This window comes from Paraburkholderia sp. IW21 (assembly GCF_041321145.1).
Classification (GTDB): Bacteria; Pseudomonadota; Gammaproteobacteria; order Burkholderiales; family Burkholderiaceae; genus Paraburkholderia.
The window spans coordinates 156,345-172,976 of record NZ_JBGGWA010000007.1; the positions used below are offsets into that span (position 1 = coordinate 156,345).

The 16,632-nt window shown below is 60.8% G+C and carries 15 protein-coding genes; 8 read left to right on the plus strand and 7 right to left on the minus strand.

The features are described from left to right. Positions 1–12: 12 nt before the first annotated feature. From ACAX43_RS18325 to ACAX43_RS18335, 3 genes are all read left to right on the plus strand, one after another. Positions 13–1,128 (plus strand): alkene reductase, encoded by a 1,116-nt coding sequence (locus ACAX43_RS18325; RefSeq protein WP_370709833.1) that lies wholly within the window; start codon positions 13–15, stop codon positions 1,126–1,128. 329 nt (positions 1,129–1,457) lie between these two features. Next, positions 1,458–2,384, plus strand: coding sequence for a hypothetical protein (locus tag ACAX43_RS18330; RefSeq protein ID WP_370709834.1), 927 nt, complete (start codon positions 1,458–1,460; stop codon positions 2,382–2,384). A 515-nt stretch (positions 2,385–2,899) separates the two neighbouring features. Further along, a complete protein-coding gene (locus ACAX43_RS18335) occupies positions 2,900–3,874 on the plus strand; it encodes a hypothetical protein (protein WP_370709835.1) in 975 nt (324 codons plus the stop codon). A 110-nt stretch (positions 3,875–3,984) separates the two neighbouring features. Here ACAX43_RS18335 and ACAX43_RS18340 read toward each other — a convergent pair whose 3' ends face one another. Further along, positions 3,985–5,070 (minus strand): TIGR03118 family protein, encoded by a 1,086-nt coding sequence (locus ACAX43_RS18340; protein WP_370709836.1) that lies wholly within the window; start codon positions 5,068–5,070, stop codon positions 3,985–3,987. A gap of 350 nt (positions 5,071–5,420) precedes the next feature. Here ACAX43_RS18340 and ACAX43_RS18345 point away from each other — a divergent pair, with 350 nt between their 5' ends. From ACAX43_RS18345 to ACAX43_RS18355, 3 genes are all read left to right on the plus strand, one after another. After that, entirely contained in the window at positions 5,421–6,377 is a 957-nt protein-coding gene (locus ACAX43_RS18345; RefSeq protein WP_370709837.1) for a metallophosphoesterase, read from the plus strand. A 33-nt stretch (positions 6,378–6,410) separates the two neighbouring features. Then, positions 6,411–6,755 (plus strand): cupredoxin family copper-binding protein, encoded by a 345-nt coding sequence (locus ACAX43_RS18350; protein WP_370709838.1) that lies wholly within the window; start codon positions 6,411–6,413, stop codon positions 6,753–6,755. 1,142 nt (positions 6,756–7,897) lie between these two features. Beyond that, positions 7,898–9,070, plus strand: a complete 1,173-nt coding sequence (locus tag ACAX43_RS18355) for a diguanylate cyclase domain-containing protein (protein WP_370709839.1) — start codon at positions 7,898–7,900, stop codon at positions 9,068–9,070. On the opposite strand, the gene ACAX43_RS18360 is transcribed toward ACAX43_RS18355, so the two are convergent. The 3 genes from ACAX43_RS18360 to ACAX43_RS18370 are packed head-to-tail and all read right to left on the minus strand — an operon-like array spanning position 9,065 to position 10,609. Further along, on the minus strand, positions 9,065–9,271 hold the full coding sequence (locus tag ACAX43_RS18360; RefSeq protein ID WP_370709840.1) for a DUF1289 domain-containing protein: 207 nt from the start codon (positions 9,269–9,271) through the stop codon (positions 9,065–9,067). The two genes, ACAX43_RS18355 and ACAX43_RS18360, sit on opposite strands and share 6 nt — an antisense overlap. A gap of 2 nt (positions 9,272–9,273) precedes the next feature. Next, positions 9,274–10,320: a CDF family Co(II)/Ni(II) efflux transporter DmeF gene (dmeF, locus tag ACAX43_RS18365; protein WP_370709841.1), complete on the minus strand. Its 1,047-nt coding sequence runs from the start codon at positions 10,318–10,320 to the stop codon at positions 9,274–9,276. Positions 10,321–10,333: 13 nt separating this feature from the next. Next, on the minus strand, positions 10,334–10,609 hold the full coding sequence (locus ACAX43_RS18370) for a metal/formaldehyde-sensitive transcriptional repressor (RefSeq protein WP_370709842.1): 276 nt from the start codon (positions 10,607–10,609) through the stop codon (positions 10,334–10,336). A gap of 207 nt (positions 10,610–10,816) precedes the next feature. Between ACAX43_RS18370 and ACAX43_RS18375 the strand changes: the two genes are divergently transcribed. Further along, positions 10,817–11,650: a phytochelatin synthase family protein gene (locus tag ACAX43_RS18375; RefSeq protein ID WP_370710030.1), complete on the plus strand. Its 834-nt coding sequence runs from the start codon at positions 10,817–10,819 to the stop codon at positions 11,648–11,650. 78 nt (positions 11,651–11,728) lie between these two features. On the opposite strand, the gene glgA is transcribed toward ACAX43_RS18375, so the two are convergent. The 3 genes from glgA to ACAX43_RS18390 form a co-directional block, all read right to left on the minus strand. Further along, positions 11,729–13,330, minus strand: a complete 1,602-nt coding sequence (glgA, locus tag ACAX43_RS18380; protein ID WP_370709843.1) for a glycogen synthase GlgA — start codon at positions 13,328–13,330, stop codon at positions 11,729–11,731. A gap of 272 nt (positions 13,331–13,602) precedes the next feature. After that, positions 13,603–15,075 (minus strand): sodium:solute symporter, encoded by a 1,473-nt coding sequence (locus tag ACAX43_RS18385; protein WP_370709844.1) that lies wholly within the window; start codon positions 15,073–15,075, stop codon positions 13,603–13,605. Beyond that, positions 15,072–15,287: a DUF3311 domain-containing protein gene (locus ACAX43_RS18390; protein WP_370709845.1), complete on the minus strand. Its 216-nt coding sequence runs from the start codon at positions 15,285–15,287 to the stop codon at positions 15,072–15,074. Before ACAX43_RS18390 ends, ACAX43_RS18385 begins: the two co-directional genes overlap by 4 nt. A 347-nt stretch (positions 15,288–15,634) precedes the next feature. On the opposite strand from ACAX43_RS18390, the gene ACAX43_RS18395 reads away from it, so the two are divergent. After that, positions 15,635–16,312 (plus strand): MarC family protein, encoded by a 678-nt coding sequence (locus ACAX43_RS18395; RefSeq protein WP_370709846.1) that lies wholly within the window; start codon positions 15,635–15,637, stop codon positions 16,310–16,312. The last annotated feature ends 320 nt before the right edge of the window (positions 16,313–16,632 follow it).

The following is a 16,632-nucleotide window of genomic DNA, read 5'->3' on the forward strand; positions in this document are numbered from 1 at the left end:
CAAGGGAACCCTATGTCAACTCAATCCCCGCATATCGATAGTTACCTGTTCGAGCCCGTCAAGCTTGGACCGCTGCAGTTGCCGAATCGCATCGTGATGGCGCCACTCACCCGCAGCCGCGCGAAGGAAGCGGATGTGCCGAGCGAACTGGCTGTCGAGTACTACGTGCAGCGCGCAACGGCAGGGCTCATCATTGCGGAGGCGACGCAGATTTCACCGCAAGGCAAGGGCTATGTGTTCACGCCCGGTATTTATGACAGGGCCCAGGTGCAAGCATGGAAACGCATTACGGATGCCGTGCATGCGAAGGGCGGCCATATCTATCTGCAGTTGTGGCACGTCGGCCGCATTTCGCATCCGTCGCTGCAACCGGACAATGCCTTGCCGGTAGCGCCGTCGGCGATCAAACCCGAAGGCCAGGCTTACACCGACGACGGCTTCGTGCCGCTCGTCACGCCGCGCGCGCTCGAAACCCCGGAAATGGCGGGCATTGTCGAGCAATATCGCGTGGCCGCGGAAAACGCGAAGGCGGCGGGCTTCGACGGCGTGGAGATCCATGCAGCAAATGGCTACCTGCTCGATCAGTTCCTGCGTGACAAGACCAATCAACGGACCGATCAATATGGCGGCTCGATCGAAAATCGCGCACGTCTGCTGCTGGAAGTTGCCGACGCCGTATCGGATGTGTGGGGCGGCGAGCGCGTTGGTGTGCGTATTTCGCCGCTCAGCAGCTTCGGCGATATCGCCGACAGCAATCCCGAAGCACTCTTCAAGTATGTGGTGACACAGCTCAATGCCCGCAAACTCGTCTATCTGCACGTGATCGAAGGCGATACAGGCGGCACGCGCGACGTGCCGGGCGGCTTCGATCTACAGGTCTTGCGCGAGGCATTCGACGGCCTGTTCATGGCGAACAATGGCTACGACATAGCCCTGGCGCAGAAGACGCTCAAGGCGAAACGCGCGGATCTGATCGCGTTCGGCCGGCCGTTCATTTCGAATCCCGATCTGGTCGAGCGACTCAAGGCCGGCGCGCCGCTGAACGAACCGGATCAGGGCACGATGTACGGCGGCGGCGCAGAAGGGTATATCGATTACCCAACAATGGATGAGGAAGGGAAGCGCTGAGTTGCTCGATACCTGCTCGCCCGGGTTATAGAGGTCGAGTAGGTAAGCGCGAGCCTGCTCGCAGTTCCGGCAATCATCAGATGAAACGCCTGTCGGCAAGCCGGCTTTTTCGGACAACATTCCCTGCGAGAGCGGACGAATCGAAGCCTGCGGGCTATTACGAGCAAATAGCACGCATCCAGCTTGCCCTCATCTTCGTAAGTGACGCTACCGGCCCGAATTCGCGGTCGTTGCGGCGATATCATTTGATGCACTGCCAACCCTCTGATGAATTCGGACACGCTTGCGTCACCGCAAGCGTGCATGTCCACGATTTGAGGGAAGACGTCATGTATAGCGAACCGAGGAAGATTGTTCTAACAAGCCTGTTTGTGGGCGCGGCGGCGATTGCGACTTATGTATCGCAGTCGGATAAAAACTGGTTGTCGGTCGACGAATTCGGCCCTGAGCGTGGCGATACGTCGGCTCACCAGATGCGTGGCGACACGATGACGGGCTCGGTGAGTTCCGGGCCGGTCGCCGCACACAGCGACTCAACGGCCGCCGTTGCCGGCGACCTGCAGGCGGCGCGCAATAGTCTGCAACGCAACGATCTAGTCGCCGCCCAGGCGCAACTGGACGCGGTGCGGTCGGTACACGAAGACGACGAACAGATTCGCGTCCTGCAAAGAGAAGTGCGGGCTCGCACGGAGAAGGCGCAGCATGCGCTGGCGGACACGCATGCGGAAAACACGGCGCGACAGGCATCGAAATCGACACGATCTTCGTCGACGTCGCCGGTAAGCAGCGTCCGCTCCCACGAAAACCACGCCGCGGCGCGTGAGCATTCGAACCACGCATCCCGTGACGCGAAGAGCCGGCGTGCACCGGAAACCTTCGTGGCGGGCGTTAATACCAACGCTTCGAGCGGGCAAACAACGGGCGCTGGCGCACCGGTTGTTGCGAGCGAACCTTCTTCCACGCCGGCCGAACCGAAGGTTGTGGCGAACGTAAACACCGTGCCTGCCGCGTCACCGCGCACCCAACAAGCGGCGGCGCCGAATTCTCCGGCGCAGACCGTGCCGATGCCGGCTGCAGGTCAACTCGCGCCGCCGGCCGGCACCCTGTTGAAATCGGACGCGGGTCAAAAAACGCGCGCACAGGTGCGCGCGGAAATCGCCCGCGCCCGCGACGACGGCAGCCTTCCACCCTTCGGCAATCCGGATCCCGCCGGTCCCGGCGGGGCGCCGAGCCTTACCACCGCGCCGCGACCATGAAGCCGCGCATGCAGACGGTTATCGCAACGATGCAGCGAACCACCCGAAAGTGCATTCTTCCGTGCGAGAGACTGCAAGCGGGGTAACCGACGGGCAACCCATGTCGATGTAGACGCGGCGATGGGCGATGGGTGCTTCCGCAAACGCGCAGCAGTCAGGTAACTTGTTCACGCAAACGCCGGAAGCGCCCGCCCTTGCCGCGTAACTTCGACCTGCCGAAAGCCGATTGACGGGACAGCGTTGTGTCTTGCTGTCTTTTGGCGGAAAGGCAATGCTCGGACGTGAAACGATAGTACATACCTGATACCTGCGCCCCGGTTCATACAACGCCATCGCCGCAGATCAGCTTACCCGGCTCGTGTGTGACGCCATGACGGCACGAGTTGCGGCTCGACAGCTCGCGCATCGTGCGGGCTTCTGGATTGCTCCACGAAAGAACATGTGGATCAAATCTACGGATAATAACGGCAGCGCTGAGAAAAGCGAACTGTCTCGCACGCTCGGTGAGGAGCAACTTGAATCTTTTTCCTTGCACGCTGGTTTATGTGGATGTCGATGCGAGGCCGGGTGCGAACTCGACGAATCGCGATCCACTGTCATATGTGAGTCAGGCGATCTGCCTGAACAACAGTTTGCGGAAGGTCGGCATGCCGACGCTGACCATCATGACAAACGCACCGGTACTGGTTGCGAAACGGCTCGAAAGCATGGCGCCGGAGCACCGGCCCGCGCTGATGACTTTGAATGCAACGATCGAGTTGCCGAAGAACACGCCGTTCTACGCGGCGCATTTCAAACTCGATTTGATGGACCAAATGGCCGATTCGCTGCCTGCCGACACGATGCTGTTGCTGCTCGATGCCGACATGGTGGCGCTGCTTCCGCTCGACCGCGAGTTGATCGAACGGTGCGCCGAAGCGGGCCTTGGCGCGTTCGATATTTCGGATCAGGTATTTCCGGCATACGGCAGTGATCGTGTCGTCGCGGATCTGGAAATCGTCGCGAATCGGCGGCTCAGAAATCCGCGCTGGTACGGCGGCGAATTTCTGCTCGCAACGGCCGACTCATTGCGCCGGTTGGTGCCCTGCGCGCGCGCCACGTACGAGCGCTATATCAGCGAAAGCGAGCGCGTGAAGCATCACGGCGACGAAGCGTTCATTTCCGCGGCGCTCAATGTGCTGATCGACGAAGGGCACGGCCTGATCGAGGTCGGCGCATATCAGGCGGTTGGCCGTCATTGGCCCGGCAATAATTATCGGGACGTGCGATGGTTTCGCTGCTGTTCGTTCGTTCATTTGCCGGGCGGCAAGGCGTTGCTGGAAAAGGAGGCGCGTTTTGTCGATTTCGCTCCGGATCGCTTCTGGCGCCGTCTGCGCATGGCGCACCTGCGCGGCCGCGTGCGCCATGCGGTGAAACGGATCGCCAGGTGGCTAAGTATCGAGCGCCTCGCAATGCGGTCCGCTTACGCCTTGCGCAGCGAAAAGAGTTAGGCGCTAGCGCAGGCCGCTTACTGCAAGTCCCGGTCCGCGCCGCGTGGTGATGCAGCGCGAGTGCGCGTCCGGCGTTTCGCCGCGAACCCGCGCCTGCGCTGTTCAGATTTTCACATTTTCACGTCAATGCGCCCATAAACCCCGTCTGCTTCCTCATTAGGCCCCGCAGCGAAAAACAGCGTGTTGGTCGGCTGATTATCGAGTCCGTTGCCGAACGCGATACCCCAAAGCCCGTGTTGCACGAACGTGGTTCCGTCCGACAGACTGACGGCACCGAGGGATTTGCCGCTTGCCGGATCGAAAGCGTTGATCGTGCCGTCGCCGAAATTGCCGATCAGCACGTCACCGCTGAACCTGCCGAAATTGCCTGGCGCCTGGGCGACGCCCCACGGTGCATTCAGCGGACCGGCCGACGCGAAGTGCTGCAACAGATTGCCGGCCGTATCGAATACGTCGACGAAGCCCAGACCCGGGCCGTCGAGGTTGTCGTGCGCGGCAGCGTTCTGTTTGGCGTAGGTGACGAAGAGCTTCGTGCCGATCGCCTGGATGCCGAACGGCGCAAAGCCTGCGGGCAGTGAAGTGTCCTGAAACTTGCCGGGCATCGCGATCTTCGCGAAGTTCTTGTCGAACACATCGATCTTGTTGTTGTGAAAGTCGGTTGCATAGAGGAAATTCGCCGTGCCGTTGCTGGCGAGCGCGAGACCCTTGTAGACCGCGCCGCCGCTGCCGTCGTCGAACATGACGATCGCGGCCGTGGGAGCGACCGCCGGCGCCCATGCGGTGATCGTGCCACCTTCGCCGGAAAAGATAAATGCACCCGCGCCGGACTTGCCGCCCTGGGTGACGGTGAAATCCGTGGTGCCGTTGAACACGATGCCGGTGGGATTCGCGGGTCCGCTGATTCCATTCGGAATGCTGACGACAAGGGATTGCGGCACGCCGTTGCCGTCATAGAGCGTCGCGACCGATGTTCCATTGTCGGCGACCCAGACGAAGCCCTTTGGATTGAACGCGATACCCCACGCGTTTTTCAGATTCGCGTCGGTGTGCGGCGCAGGGACCGCACCATCGGAAACCAGCGCGGTCGTGGTGAACGGCGGCGAGCTGATCGACCCCGAACCTCCTCCGCACGCGACGAGACCCGTCAACGCCACGCCGCCCACGACGACGCTCAATACCTTAAGCACAGACTTCATGACCGCACCTCTCTCATGACCGATGGTCGTTGCGGTTATTGAACGTGCGGTGTCGAGCGTTTATTCCTTTGCCGGTGAACAAAATTTGATCTGAAGCGCTCGCGCTGGCGCGATCGTTTGAGAACGCGCGAGGCGCTATCAGATCGTCCCGAACAGTGCCCGAGGACGCTCCTTGAGCGTGCCCGTCAACAGCCGCAGCGCATCCTCACGCGAGGTGGACCGCGGCATATCGAACGGATTTCTGTTCCTGGAATAAAACCGGCGGCACGACAGTCTTCCTGATGAACCGACTCGTGAGGCCCGCCGGATGATCCCGCGGTTTGCCTGCGAATCCTTATCGCGAGGTCAACATGTCGTCACATCATTCATTCGATCCTGCATTCGACCCATCACGTCGTGGCGCGCTGAAATGTCTCGCTTTCGGTGGCGTAGGCACAGTGTTCGTTCTTGCCGGCGGCATACTCACGCCCGTGGAATTGGCCCTCGCGGCAGACGCGAAATCATCCTCGGTGACCAGGGGAGTACCGCTTTTCCTGCAGATCAGCGACTCGCATATCGGCTTCAATAAGGAGGCGAACCCGGACGTCGCAGGCACCCTCATGCAGACGATCGACTATGTCAATGCCATGCCCGTCAAGCCCGCGCTGACCATCCATACGGGCGACATCACGCATCTTTCCAAGCCGGCAGAGTTCGATCTCGCGGCGCAGTTGATGTCGAGGCTGAATATCACGGAGCTCCATACCGTGCCGGGCGAACACGACGTCACGGACGGCTCAGGGACCGAGTACTTCAGCCGCTTCGGCCAGGCCTCGGAGAATAAAGGCTATTACAGCTTCGATCACAACGGCGTGCACTTCATCGCGCTCGTCAATGTGATGCATTTCAAGCCGAACGGTTTGGGCAACCTGGGCGACGATCAACTGGCCTGGCTTGAACACGACCTGAAGAGCCGTTCCTCCAGCACGCCGATCGTCGTATTCGCGCATATGCCGATGTGGACGATCTACGAGCCTTGGGGGTGGGGCACCGGCGATGCCGGACAGGCAATGAATTATCTGAAGCGTTTCGGCTCGGTGACGGTGCTGAACGGCCATATTCATCAGATCGTGTCGAAGGTCGAAGGCAATATCACCTTCCATACCGCACGCTCAACGGCCTATCCGCAGCCGAGCGCCGGCCAGGGCCCCGGCCCCGGTCCGCTTACGGTAGCGAGCGATCAGCTACCCAGGATGCTCGGGGTGACCAGCATCAAGATCGTACGTCATCCGCTCAAGGCGACGCTTGCCGATACGACACTCGTTTGATTTCGGATTTTTTTTGCTCTCAGGAGATCAGTTATGCAAACGAATGCAATTCGTCAGACTTTATGTGTGCTGCTCGCGAATTCAGCGCTCATTGTGGCATCGGCCAGTCCGTTGGTTGCGCAAGCGGAAACGCCTAACACCGTGGTGATAAAAAATTTCATGTTCTCACCCATGGCGCTGACGATCAAAGCCGGCTCGACGGTGACGTGGAGAAATCTCGACGGCGAACCGCATACGGTCGTGAATGATGCGGGCATGTTTCGCTCCGCCGCGCTCGATCAGAACGATACGTACCAGTTCAAGTTCGATAAGCCGGGTGTCTACAAGGTGTTCTGCGGCATCCATCCGAATATGAGGGAGACGATCACGGTGCAATAGGTGCGGAATCGGGCGGGGCGCGCTACGCCCCTGAACGGTGCGCAGAACACGCAGTGCGGCTTAACCGGAAGGCGCATAGCAGCGGGTTCTGCGCGGGCGTGTTTGTTGCATACCAGATAGCGCCCGGCGCGATGCTCGCATCGCCACCCCGGGCCCAGCGTGCAGACTCAGCCTGTGGGGTTTCGCGGCACTGCCTGTTGCTACACGCGGCGTTGAATCTTTTACCTGTTTCTCCGATGTGCAGCGAACTCGCAAAGCTGGCGTTTAAAGCGCAGCATTGTCATAGTGTCTCTACCCGCGAGTGACTACATTCTTCTAACAATTCCAGATTGACCCGCGCGAAATCGTGTGAACAAAGTCTGCCGACATGTCAGACGTAAGGATTCCGGAGCGTATTGCGATGTTCGACGATACCGAGTTGCCAAAATCTGTTGTAGATGGTCCAGATGCCGGTTTCGATGCTGGCTCCCCGCCGTCGGCTACGCCACCGCCTGTGCGATTCGGACGTCTTGCACTCTGTGTCGCGGCCGCAAGCGCGCTGACTTTGGGCGTGGTGGGCACCATCGCGTACGGCGTCTGGTTCAATCACGATCAGCAAGCGTATGCCGCGGCTATGACCGGGGCGCGGCAAGCGCTCGGAACGGCTGCATCGGGAGCGGTAGGGCCGGTGTCGGCGAAATCGACTACAGCGCCGAGACCGGCAACCCGGGTGGCAGCGCCCCGATCGGGAGTAGTTGCCGCCACGGGGGCGACGGGAACGCAAGCAACAGCACGTACACCGGTGACAACAGGAGCGCAATCGGTAGCAGCCGTACCGGCATCCTCGTCAACACGTGAAGATGAGGAAGGCGGAAAACAGGCCTCCTGGTCCGGCCCGGTCATGCGACCCGCGACGCCCGTGTCTCGTCAAAGCAACGTCGCCGACGCAACGCCCGCAGCGTCCGAGTCTTCTGTCTCTCCCGGTCGCCGTGCGGCGACCCCCTCCAATGCTTCTGCGCAGCAGTTGGCAACCGGGCGCCCGGGCCGGGATGCGCATCTCGCGCAACAGGATCGCCGGCCTTCTTCAGCGGTAAATCCCAAGCACAAGGGCAATCTCTTCGCGCGGGTGAGTTCGTTCTTTCGTCGCGTAAGCTATCGGCAGCATGGCCACGGAAACCGGCAGGACATCTACTCCCACCCCTGAGCGGCTTCGCATCGGGCGCGCCATTCCCGGGCGCGACCTCGCGATCCGCTTCAGGCCTGGGCCGGCTACGATCGCTGCGGCCTCGATGCTTTGTCTGTTGATTGGTCTTCTGTATCTTGCCCTGCAAATCAGGACGATCTTCTCCGACCAGTTGAAGCAGGAATATGCGGGGCTTGTTCTTGACGCGGTTGAACGGGCTGAAAGCGCCCGCAGTCTGGTCGGCGTTTGGCAGCAACTGCCCGACGCTACCGAAGCCCGCGCAGTTGGGTATCGGCAAGCGCGAACCGAACTCGCCTATCGCCTCACTTCACTTGCTGCGCTGGTGAATGCGAGTCCGTCCGCGGTGCCGCTTCTGCCTCCCTCCGCGCTCACACCTAAGGCCGATCTGCGCGATACGGATGCCTTGCTCCGCACGGTGTCGGCCTATTGGCGAGCGCAGCGCGACGCCGACAGCGCCGACGTACACGTGCGGATTACTCACGTCGCGCGCACGTTGATCGCACTGGCAGCGCTACTATTCTGCATGCTGATCACCGCGCTGGGGATGTATGCCAGGCGGCATCGGCTGCTGGCAGGTCAGTCGCATGAATTCGAGCACGCGGCACTGCACGACCCGATGACCGGCTTGCCGAACCGGCGCAAGCTTTTTGCCACGCTGGAAGAGGTCGCGACTCAGCCATCCATCGGCTCGATACCGCACAAAATCGCCGTGCTATATGTCGATCTGGACGGATTCAAGCAGGTCAACGATTCGCTCGGTCACCGCGTCGGCGATGAATTTCTGATTGCGGTATCGCGGCGCTTTCGTGAGTCGGTGCGTAAAGTCGATGTCGTCGCCCGGATCGGCGGCGACGAATTCGCGGTACTCGTTCGGGAATATTCGACAGATGCCGAGCTGGCCGAAATTGCCCGGCGACTCATCGCCTGTGTGGTTCAGACAGACGAGCAGTTGGGGATCGGACTGGTGCGCGCCAGCATCGGCATTGCCAGTTTTCCTGATCTCGTCGACGATTATCATCGCCTCGTGGCCGCGGCCGATGAAGCGATGTACCGGGTAAAGCGCAGCGGCAAGAACAGTTACGCGTTCGCGGACCGGGCAAACCGGCCGTCGGGCTTACCGTCAAGCTTATGAGGCCGGCGTCTGTTGCTGTTCTTGCGTCTCTGATTTCAGCTTCGTCTTGCGGCGCGAGCTGTCATTGATGACCTGATGGCGGCGGTGGTCAGTCATGTTTTTCCACTCGCGAATTTCGTCGCGAGTGCGCAGGCATCCGATACAGAAGCCCGTTTTACCGTCGATTTTGCAAATGTCGACGCAGGGCGATTGAATTGCCATATTCAGACCATGACTTCCATCGGGTTGACTTCGACTGTGACGTGCGACAGGCCGTTGAAACGTTGAAGCAGGGCGTGATAGAAACGCGAATCACGGCGCGCTTCGGGGGTCGCGACGGATATGACCGCGCTCATATGCCCGGGCCCGACGCGCCAGACGTGCAGGTCGAGCACCTTATCGCCGGAATCTTCGATCGCGTGACGCACGTTCTCGGTCATGCGCTGGTCGGGGCTCATATCGAGCAGGATTGCGCCCGTGTCGCGCATCAGTCCATATGACCAGTTTGCAATCACCGTCGCGCCGATGATGCCGGCGAGCGGATCCATCCAGAGCCAGCCGAATTCACGCGCGAGAACGAGACCGATAATGGCCAGCACCGACACCGCGGCATCCGCGATGACGTGAATATAGGCCGACCGGATATTGTGGTCGCGGTGGGCCGCGGTATCGGCATCGTGGTGGGCTGCGTGAGCATGATTGTCGTGCGCATGCTCCTCGTGAGCGTGTTCCTCATGGTCATGATCGTGAGCGTGATCGTTGTGAGCATGGCCGTGACCGTGACCATGCCCATGGCTGTGTCCGTGATGATCGCCACGCAGAAGCCACACGCTCGCCAGATTCACCAGCAGGCCGACCACGGCAATCGGAATCGCTTCACCGAAATGAATGGGTACCGGCGAAAGAAAGCGTGACACGGCTTCGTAACCGATCAACAAGGCAATCATCGCGAGCGCAATGGCACTCGTGAACCCCGCGAGGTCGCCCAGTTTGCCCGTGCCGAAAACGAAGCGTGAATCGCTCGCATGCTTGCGCGCGTATGTATAAGCGAGCGCCGCGATCAGCATTGCGCCGGCATGGGTGGACATGTGCAGACCGTCGGCGACGAGCGCGAGCGAGCCGAACAGGCTGCCGCCGACGATTTCGGCAACCATCATCGCAGCACACAGCCCGATCACCGCCCATGTTCTGCGCTCGTTTTTTTCATGGGCCACGCCCAGAAAAATATGGTCGTGTCCCGCGCCGAACGCAGCGTTTTTGAAGTCACTCATTGCCTGCTCCGGTTTACTTGAAATAACTGTGAACGACTTCGATGAGTTGTTCAGTGGCACTGCCGGCATGTTCCTCACCGGTATCCGCATCCACAAGATGATTTCGGATATGGTCCTCGAGCACGACGGCCAGTAGACCGTTCATCGCGCCGCGGCAGCTGGTGATCTGCTGGAGTACATCGGCGCAGCCGCGCTCGTCTTCGAGCGCGCGTTCTATGGCCTCGACCTGCCCCTTGATGCGGCGGACGCGGTTGAGAAGCTTCTGTTTTTCCCGAATCGTGTGACCCATGAATGCGCTCCTAGATACCCTAGGGGAGTATATCTCATTTGGCAAACGGTCAGCGGTCACTCGCCTGGACTTGCCCGCACTTTCACATGGCGATTTGTTTCGTGTTAAAAATTCGAGGCTTGCCGATATGGAAGTAAATGTGCCGGCAGGGCCGCAGTTGTTCCAAATTCATTCGCAGCGGAAGGGTTAATGTCCAGATATTCATTGATGCGCGCCGTGAGGCGCACAAGCTGGCCTGAGTGGATCGTTGCCGTCCTGACGGCATCACTTGTAGCCTGTGCGCCGCTGCTGCCGGCCGCGAATCAAGCCGCAAATCAATCAGCGAATCAAGTTGCGGATCAACCCCCGCATCAAACAGGAGCGGCGAGGAGGGCGCGCCCAGCCGACGGACCGCTGCCCGTTCCTCCGAATCTTGTCGCGCTGACTCAGCCGGCTGGCCAAAAGCGGCTGCTGGGGTCCGCCTACAATCAGTCTTATTGGCCGCTCTCCGAATACTTCGAAACGCAGCGCAACGAAGCGTACTGTTCGGTCGCGACCTCGGTGATGGCGCTCAATGCATTGGGCATCCGCCGGCCCGAATCCACGCAGTACCCGGATTTCCCGTACTTCTCGCAAGAGGATTTTTTTCGCGGCGTCGATCCGCAGGTGGCCAACGCGGCGCAGGTATCGAGGGAGGGCATGACACTCGACCAGCTCAGCGCGACCTTGAGCGCATTTCCGATCGACGTGAGGAAATTCCACGCGGCAGATCTGACGCTCGGTCAGTTTCGCGATCTGATCCGCGACACCACGGGCCACAGCGATCGCTTCGTGCTATTGAACTTCAGGCGTGTGGAAATAGGTGAAGCGGGTGGTGGGCACTGGTCGCCGCTCGCTGCCTACGACGCCGCGAGCGATAGCGCGCTTCTTCTTGATGTCGCGCGCTACAAGTATCCGGCTGTCTGGGTGCCGGTCACGCAACTGTACGCGGGGGCGCAAGCGGTCGATGACGTAAGCCGGCTATCACGGGGACTCGTGATCGTTGGCAAGCGGGCGAACTGATGCGTTCAGCACGTGTGACTAGCAGCAGGCGCATTCGGGGCGCAACCACGCGCGGCTTGTCGCCGCGAGGCGCGAGCGTTACGCACTGCGCGCCATCTTCCCCACACTTGCGTTAAATCCCTCGTCCGGGCGAGCCCTGCGTGTCGCGCCCGAGGCCGTCGACCGCGCACGAACCGGCGTCTTGCGGAGACGCGCATCGCCGGGAGCAGGCCGTGCATCGACCAGATCCGCATACAACGAAAGATAGTTCGACGTCGACGTTTCCCAGCCGAAGTCGCGGCTCATCGCATTACGCTGCAACGCATGCCATGACGACGGTTGCACGAATGCCGCCAGCGCGCGTCCGAGTGCATGAACGACGTCGTCCGTGCTCTCGCCGTCGAACAGGAAACCCGTTGCGAGATCGTCGCTCCTGCCGTCGTGCGGCGCGTAGTCCACGATCGTGTCCGCAAGACCGCCCACCCGCGACGCCACCGGAATCGTGCCGTAACGCATTGCATAGAGTTGGGTGAGTCCGCACGGTTCGAAGCGGCTGCCGTGCAACAGGATATCGGCGCCGGCATGCAGCATGTGCGCGCGCCGCTCGTCGTAGCCGATCTGCACGCCGACACGCCCGTGCCATACGGCCGCCAGTTCCTGCAGCGCGTGTTCGAGTCCGGGTTCGCCTTGGCCGAGAACCGCAAATTGCAGGCGCGGATGTCGTTCGAGCAGCGAAGGCAGCGCGCGCACGACGACGTCCGCGAGCTTCTGCTCGGTCAGGCGGCTGCCGATCGCGACCAGCGGCGCGAACGGATCGCGCGCGAGGCCAAAGGCCTGCTGAAGTTCGCGCTTGCAGGCCTGCTTGCCGGCGGTGTCGTCGACGGAATAGGACCGTGCGATGAGCGGATCGGTTGCCGGATTCCACGTCGTCGCGTCGATTCCGTTGACGATGCCGGACAGCTTGCCGGCTTGCGCCTGAAGGACGCCTTCCATGCCGTGTCCGAAATGCGGCGTCAGAATCTCGCGTGCATAGCGTTGGCTGACGGTCGTGACGCGATCGGCGTGCACGATGCCGGCTTTCATCATGCTGAGCGAGCCGTAGAACTCGATGCTGCGTTCATCGGTCAGGGCCGGCGCCAGCAACTCGGGCGGCACGCCGATCCAGCCGCCCATCGCGAGCGGGTGGTTGCCCTGGAAGGCCAGGTTGTGAATCGTGAAGACGCTTCTGGCGGCGACACCCGCGAGGCGCATATAGAGCGGCGTGAGTCCTGCATGCCAATCGTGCGCGTGCACGATGTCGGGGCGCTTCACGCCGCGCACGCCGCGCGCTACGCGGGCGGCGGCTGCCGCGAGCGATGCGAAACGGGTCAGATTGTCCAGATAGTCGCGTCCTTGCGGGTCGCGGTAAAGGCCTTCGCGTGCGAACAGGTGATCCATCTGCAGCAGCAGCACGGGTATGCCGGTGTCGGGCATCGAGGCGCGCAGCAATTTGGCGTCGCCGCCGGGCAGGCCGGTCATGCGTGCCACCGAGGTCACATCGGTCGCGCCCTCGAGCGCGGCCGGGTAAGCAGGCATCAGGATCGATACGTCGACACCGGCCTCGCGCAGGGCGGCGGCGTAGGCACTGACCATGTCGCCGAGGCCGCCGGATTTGGCGAGCGGCAAGGCTTCGGAAGCGACAAGAAGAACGTTGAGCGACAAATTGGCCCCCCAGGGACGCGTTTTTTGCACTTGCACAGTGCGGTGGAGTTCGCTAGCGCGAAGCTACAGCAAGGGTTGTGCCTGGGGGCAGGATCGCGTTTTGGCTGGAGCGCGGGTTTGTGTTGCGGTGCGGGCGCGGGCTTTTTCCGTGATGCCCTCGCGAGGTGGAGGCGTTTTTTCAGGCGTGTGTAGATTTGACGAGCAAGGCAAAAAACAGGAAAGGGGCTGACGCCGCAGGCGACCAGCCCCTTCCACCGCTACGCCGAAAAACTTTAATGCACAGACGCTTGAGTCTGCTCAGCCGGACGCGGCTGCGTGAGAGCACTGACAATAACAAAAACAATCACATTCACAGCCAACGCCAAAAACCCAATATTGATGTCCTTAAGCGCATCGGGCAAAAATGGCATCAATTGCGCAAGCGTCAAATGCATGATGGTGATTACCGCCACCACGGCAACGCCGGCAAGAATCCCACAAAATGCACCTTGCTTGGTCGCCCGATTATTCGGCCGCAAACTGCAAATCACCGCCGGAAACAGTTGCGTCACAAAGCTGTAGCCCATCAGCAGCAAGGCCACGATCGTCTCGCCGCCTTGCAGCGTAAAGCCCACCGCCACCAACGCCACCACCGGCACCAGAAACCGCGCCAGTTTCGCGACTGTCGCATCCGGAGCATTGCGGTTCACCATGCCGCGATACACATCGTTGGCCAGCAGCGTCGACGCCGACGTCAAAATCATCGACCCCGGCACCAGCGCCGTGAGAATCCCCGCCGCGCCGATCACGCCGACGAACCACGGGTCGAAGGTCTGCAATGACAGGCGGAACAGCGACAGATCGATGTCGCCACCCTTCAGGCCGGGCACCTTGAGCGTCGCCGCAAAGCCCACGAAGAACACGAACAGCAGGATCAACTGGTACAGCGGCAGCACCATTGCATTGCGGCGGAAAATACGTTCGTCCCTCGCGGTAAAAATCGAACCGAACGTATGCGGCCACATGAAGAAGCCCAACGCGGTCAGCAGCACCGTCGACTGGAACCAGGTCACGCTTGAACCCTTGGCCGGGAAGGTCAGGAAGCCCGGGCGTGCGGCGGCGATTGCGTGGAACATGTCGCCAAAACCGCCGTAGTAGTGCAGCGGCAGGTAGATCCCGAGGAACAGCACGATGGCGAGAATCAGCATATCCTTCACCACCGAGTTCCACGCGGAGCCGCGCACGCCGGAAACGATCACGTAGGACGTCACCACCGCGGCGCCGATCCACACCGCCGCCGTCGACGAAATCACGCCATACGAGGCGGTCGCCACGATGATGCCAAGCCCCTTCAGTTGCAGCACGAGGTAGGGAATCAGCGCGGCCACGCCGACTAGCGCCACCAAGGTGCCGAGCGCCGGGCTGTCGTATTTGCGCGCGAAGAAGTGCGGCTGGGAAACGAGGCGGTGACGCTTCGCGTAACGCCAGATGGGCGGCAGCATCCAGTACGAGAGGATGTACGCCAGCGTGCCGTACGCAAGAATGTAGTAGACCGGCGCACCCTTGCCATAAGCAAAGCCGCTGCCGCCGAGGAAGGTGAAGGTCGTGTAGATTTCGCCCGCCATCAGCAGGAACACGAATGCGGTGCCGAAACTGCGGCCGCCCACAGTCCATTGTTCAAGACTCATGTCGTGGCCGCGCCGCGCGCGCACGCCCAGATACAGTGCGAACAGCGTAATGGCCGCAATGATGACGAGTGCGCTCATGATTGGGCCTCCTCGCCGTCCACGGCGAGCTGACGGTTAGTCGGGTCCAGACGGTAGATGATCGCCATGATGATGGCACTCAACACCACCCACATGACGATCCAGGCCAACACAAACGGCATGCCGAGCACGAGCGGCTCGACACGATTCACAAACGGTACGCCGAGCAACATGCCGATGAACGGCAGCGCGGCGAGTACACGAAGCAACATGGGGGACTCCTCGAACCGTTAAGTAGGTTTTGTTGAAAATGCAGCTTCGGGGAGGACTGTATGCCTGATGCTTCGGTTACGTAAAGCAAGTCAAAAAAGTGTAGGCTTTCTGAAAGTTGCGCGCGCATCTTTCGACACCCCTCTGCTGCGGTGCAATGCCTCGCGCTGCTTGCATTGCCACCCTTTTTTTCGAATTTGCATGCCGCGCCGCGATATCATCTCGCAAAGGCAAAGCGAGCACCAATCGGGACAGCCAGAAAGGTGTCCAGTACTTCAACTCAGCGCGGCGCTCCGGCGCGTGGTCAGGCAGTCAGCCCGCCCGAGCCGCTGCCCGAAACGGATTGCATATGGTCGAAAGTCTGATCTCGGATATCCTGTTTGGCTTCACCGGGCTGATCAGTATCATCAACCCAATCGGCATGGCGTTCGTCTTTCTCGACCGGACCGCGTCGCTCACCACGGAAGACCGCACCGCGCTCGCCAGGAAAATCGCCTTCAACGTCATGTGCGTCATGCTCGTTGCCTTCTTTGTCGGTACCCCGATCCTCCATTTCTTCGGCATCTCGATGGAGGCACTGCGTATCGGCGGGGGCCTCGCGGTTGCTGTCGGCGGCTGGCAGATGCTCAATGCGCCCGACACCCAACCGGCCGACCAGCCGGCCGTCAAGCGCGTGGATTCGGACACCGCCATGTCGAAGGCGTTTTTCCCGCTCACCATTCCGCTCACCACCGGACCCGGTTCGATCGCCACCGCGATCGCACTGACCGCGAACCGCACGCATAAGCTGTCGGCGTTCGTGCTGTCGAGCATTGCGTCGGTCGTGATCTCCGTTCTCGTGGCTGCAACCGTCTACCTGATCTACAGTCGTGCAGGGGTTTTCGCCAGATATCTCGGCGCGGACGGCACCAAGGTCGCGATGCGCGTCTCGTCATTTCTGCTGCTGTGCATCGGCGTGCAAATTATCCTGACGGGTTTCTCCGAGTTCCTGATACCGATTGCGCAGATGCAACCCGTGGTCAAATAGCGATCGGCTCCGGCAGCGTGCCCGCGCGGATATTGATCTGGATGGCCGGCAGAAGCCAATGGCGTGCGCTATCTGAAGATTCCATTGAATGCGTTCTAATCAGTCAGCGCTAGCGCGTCAGCAGCATCGAGCTCATTGGTGGGCAAAATAATTCATGCATCGCATTGGGCCAGGAAAGCAAGGTGACTGTGGAAACCTGCGATCTAAAAGTAACGCACAGTCGTTCATTTATGACCAGTACGGTCGATAGCGGATATATTCAGCAAGTAGCTCATTCGGACATTGGCAGTGCCTGCATGACTTACTTGCAGGCACTGCCG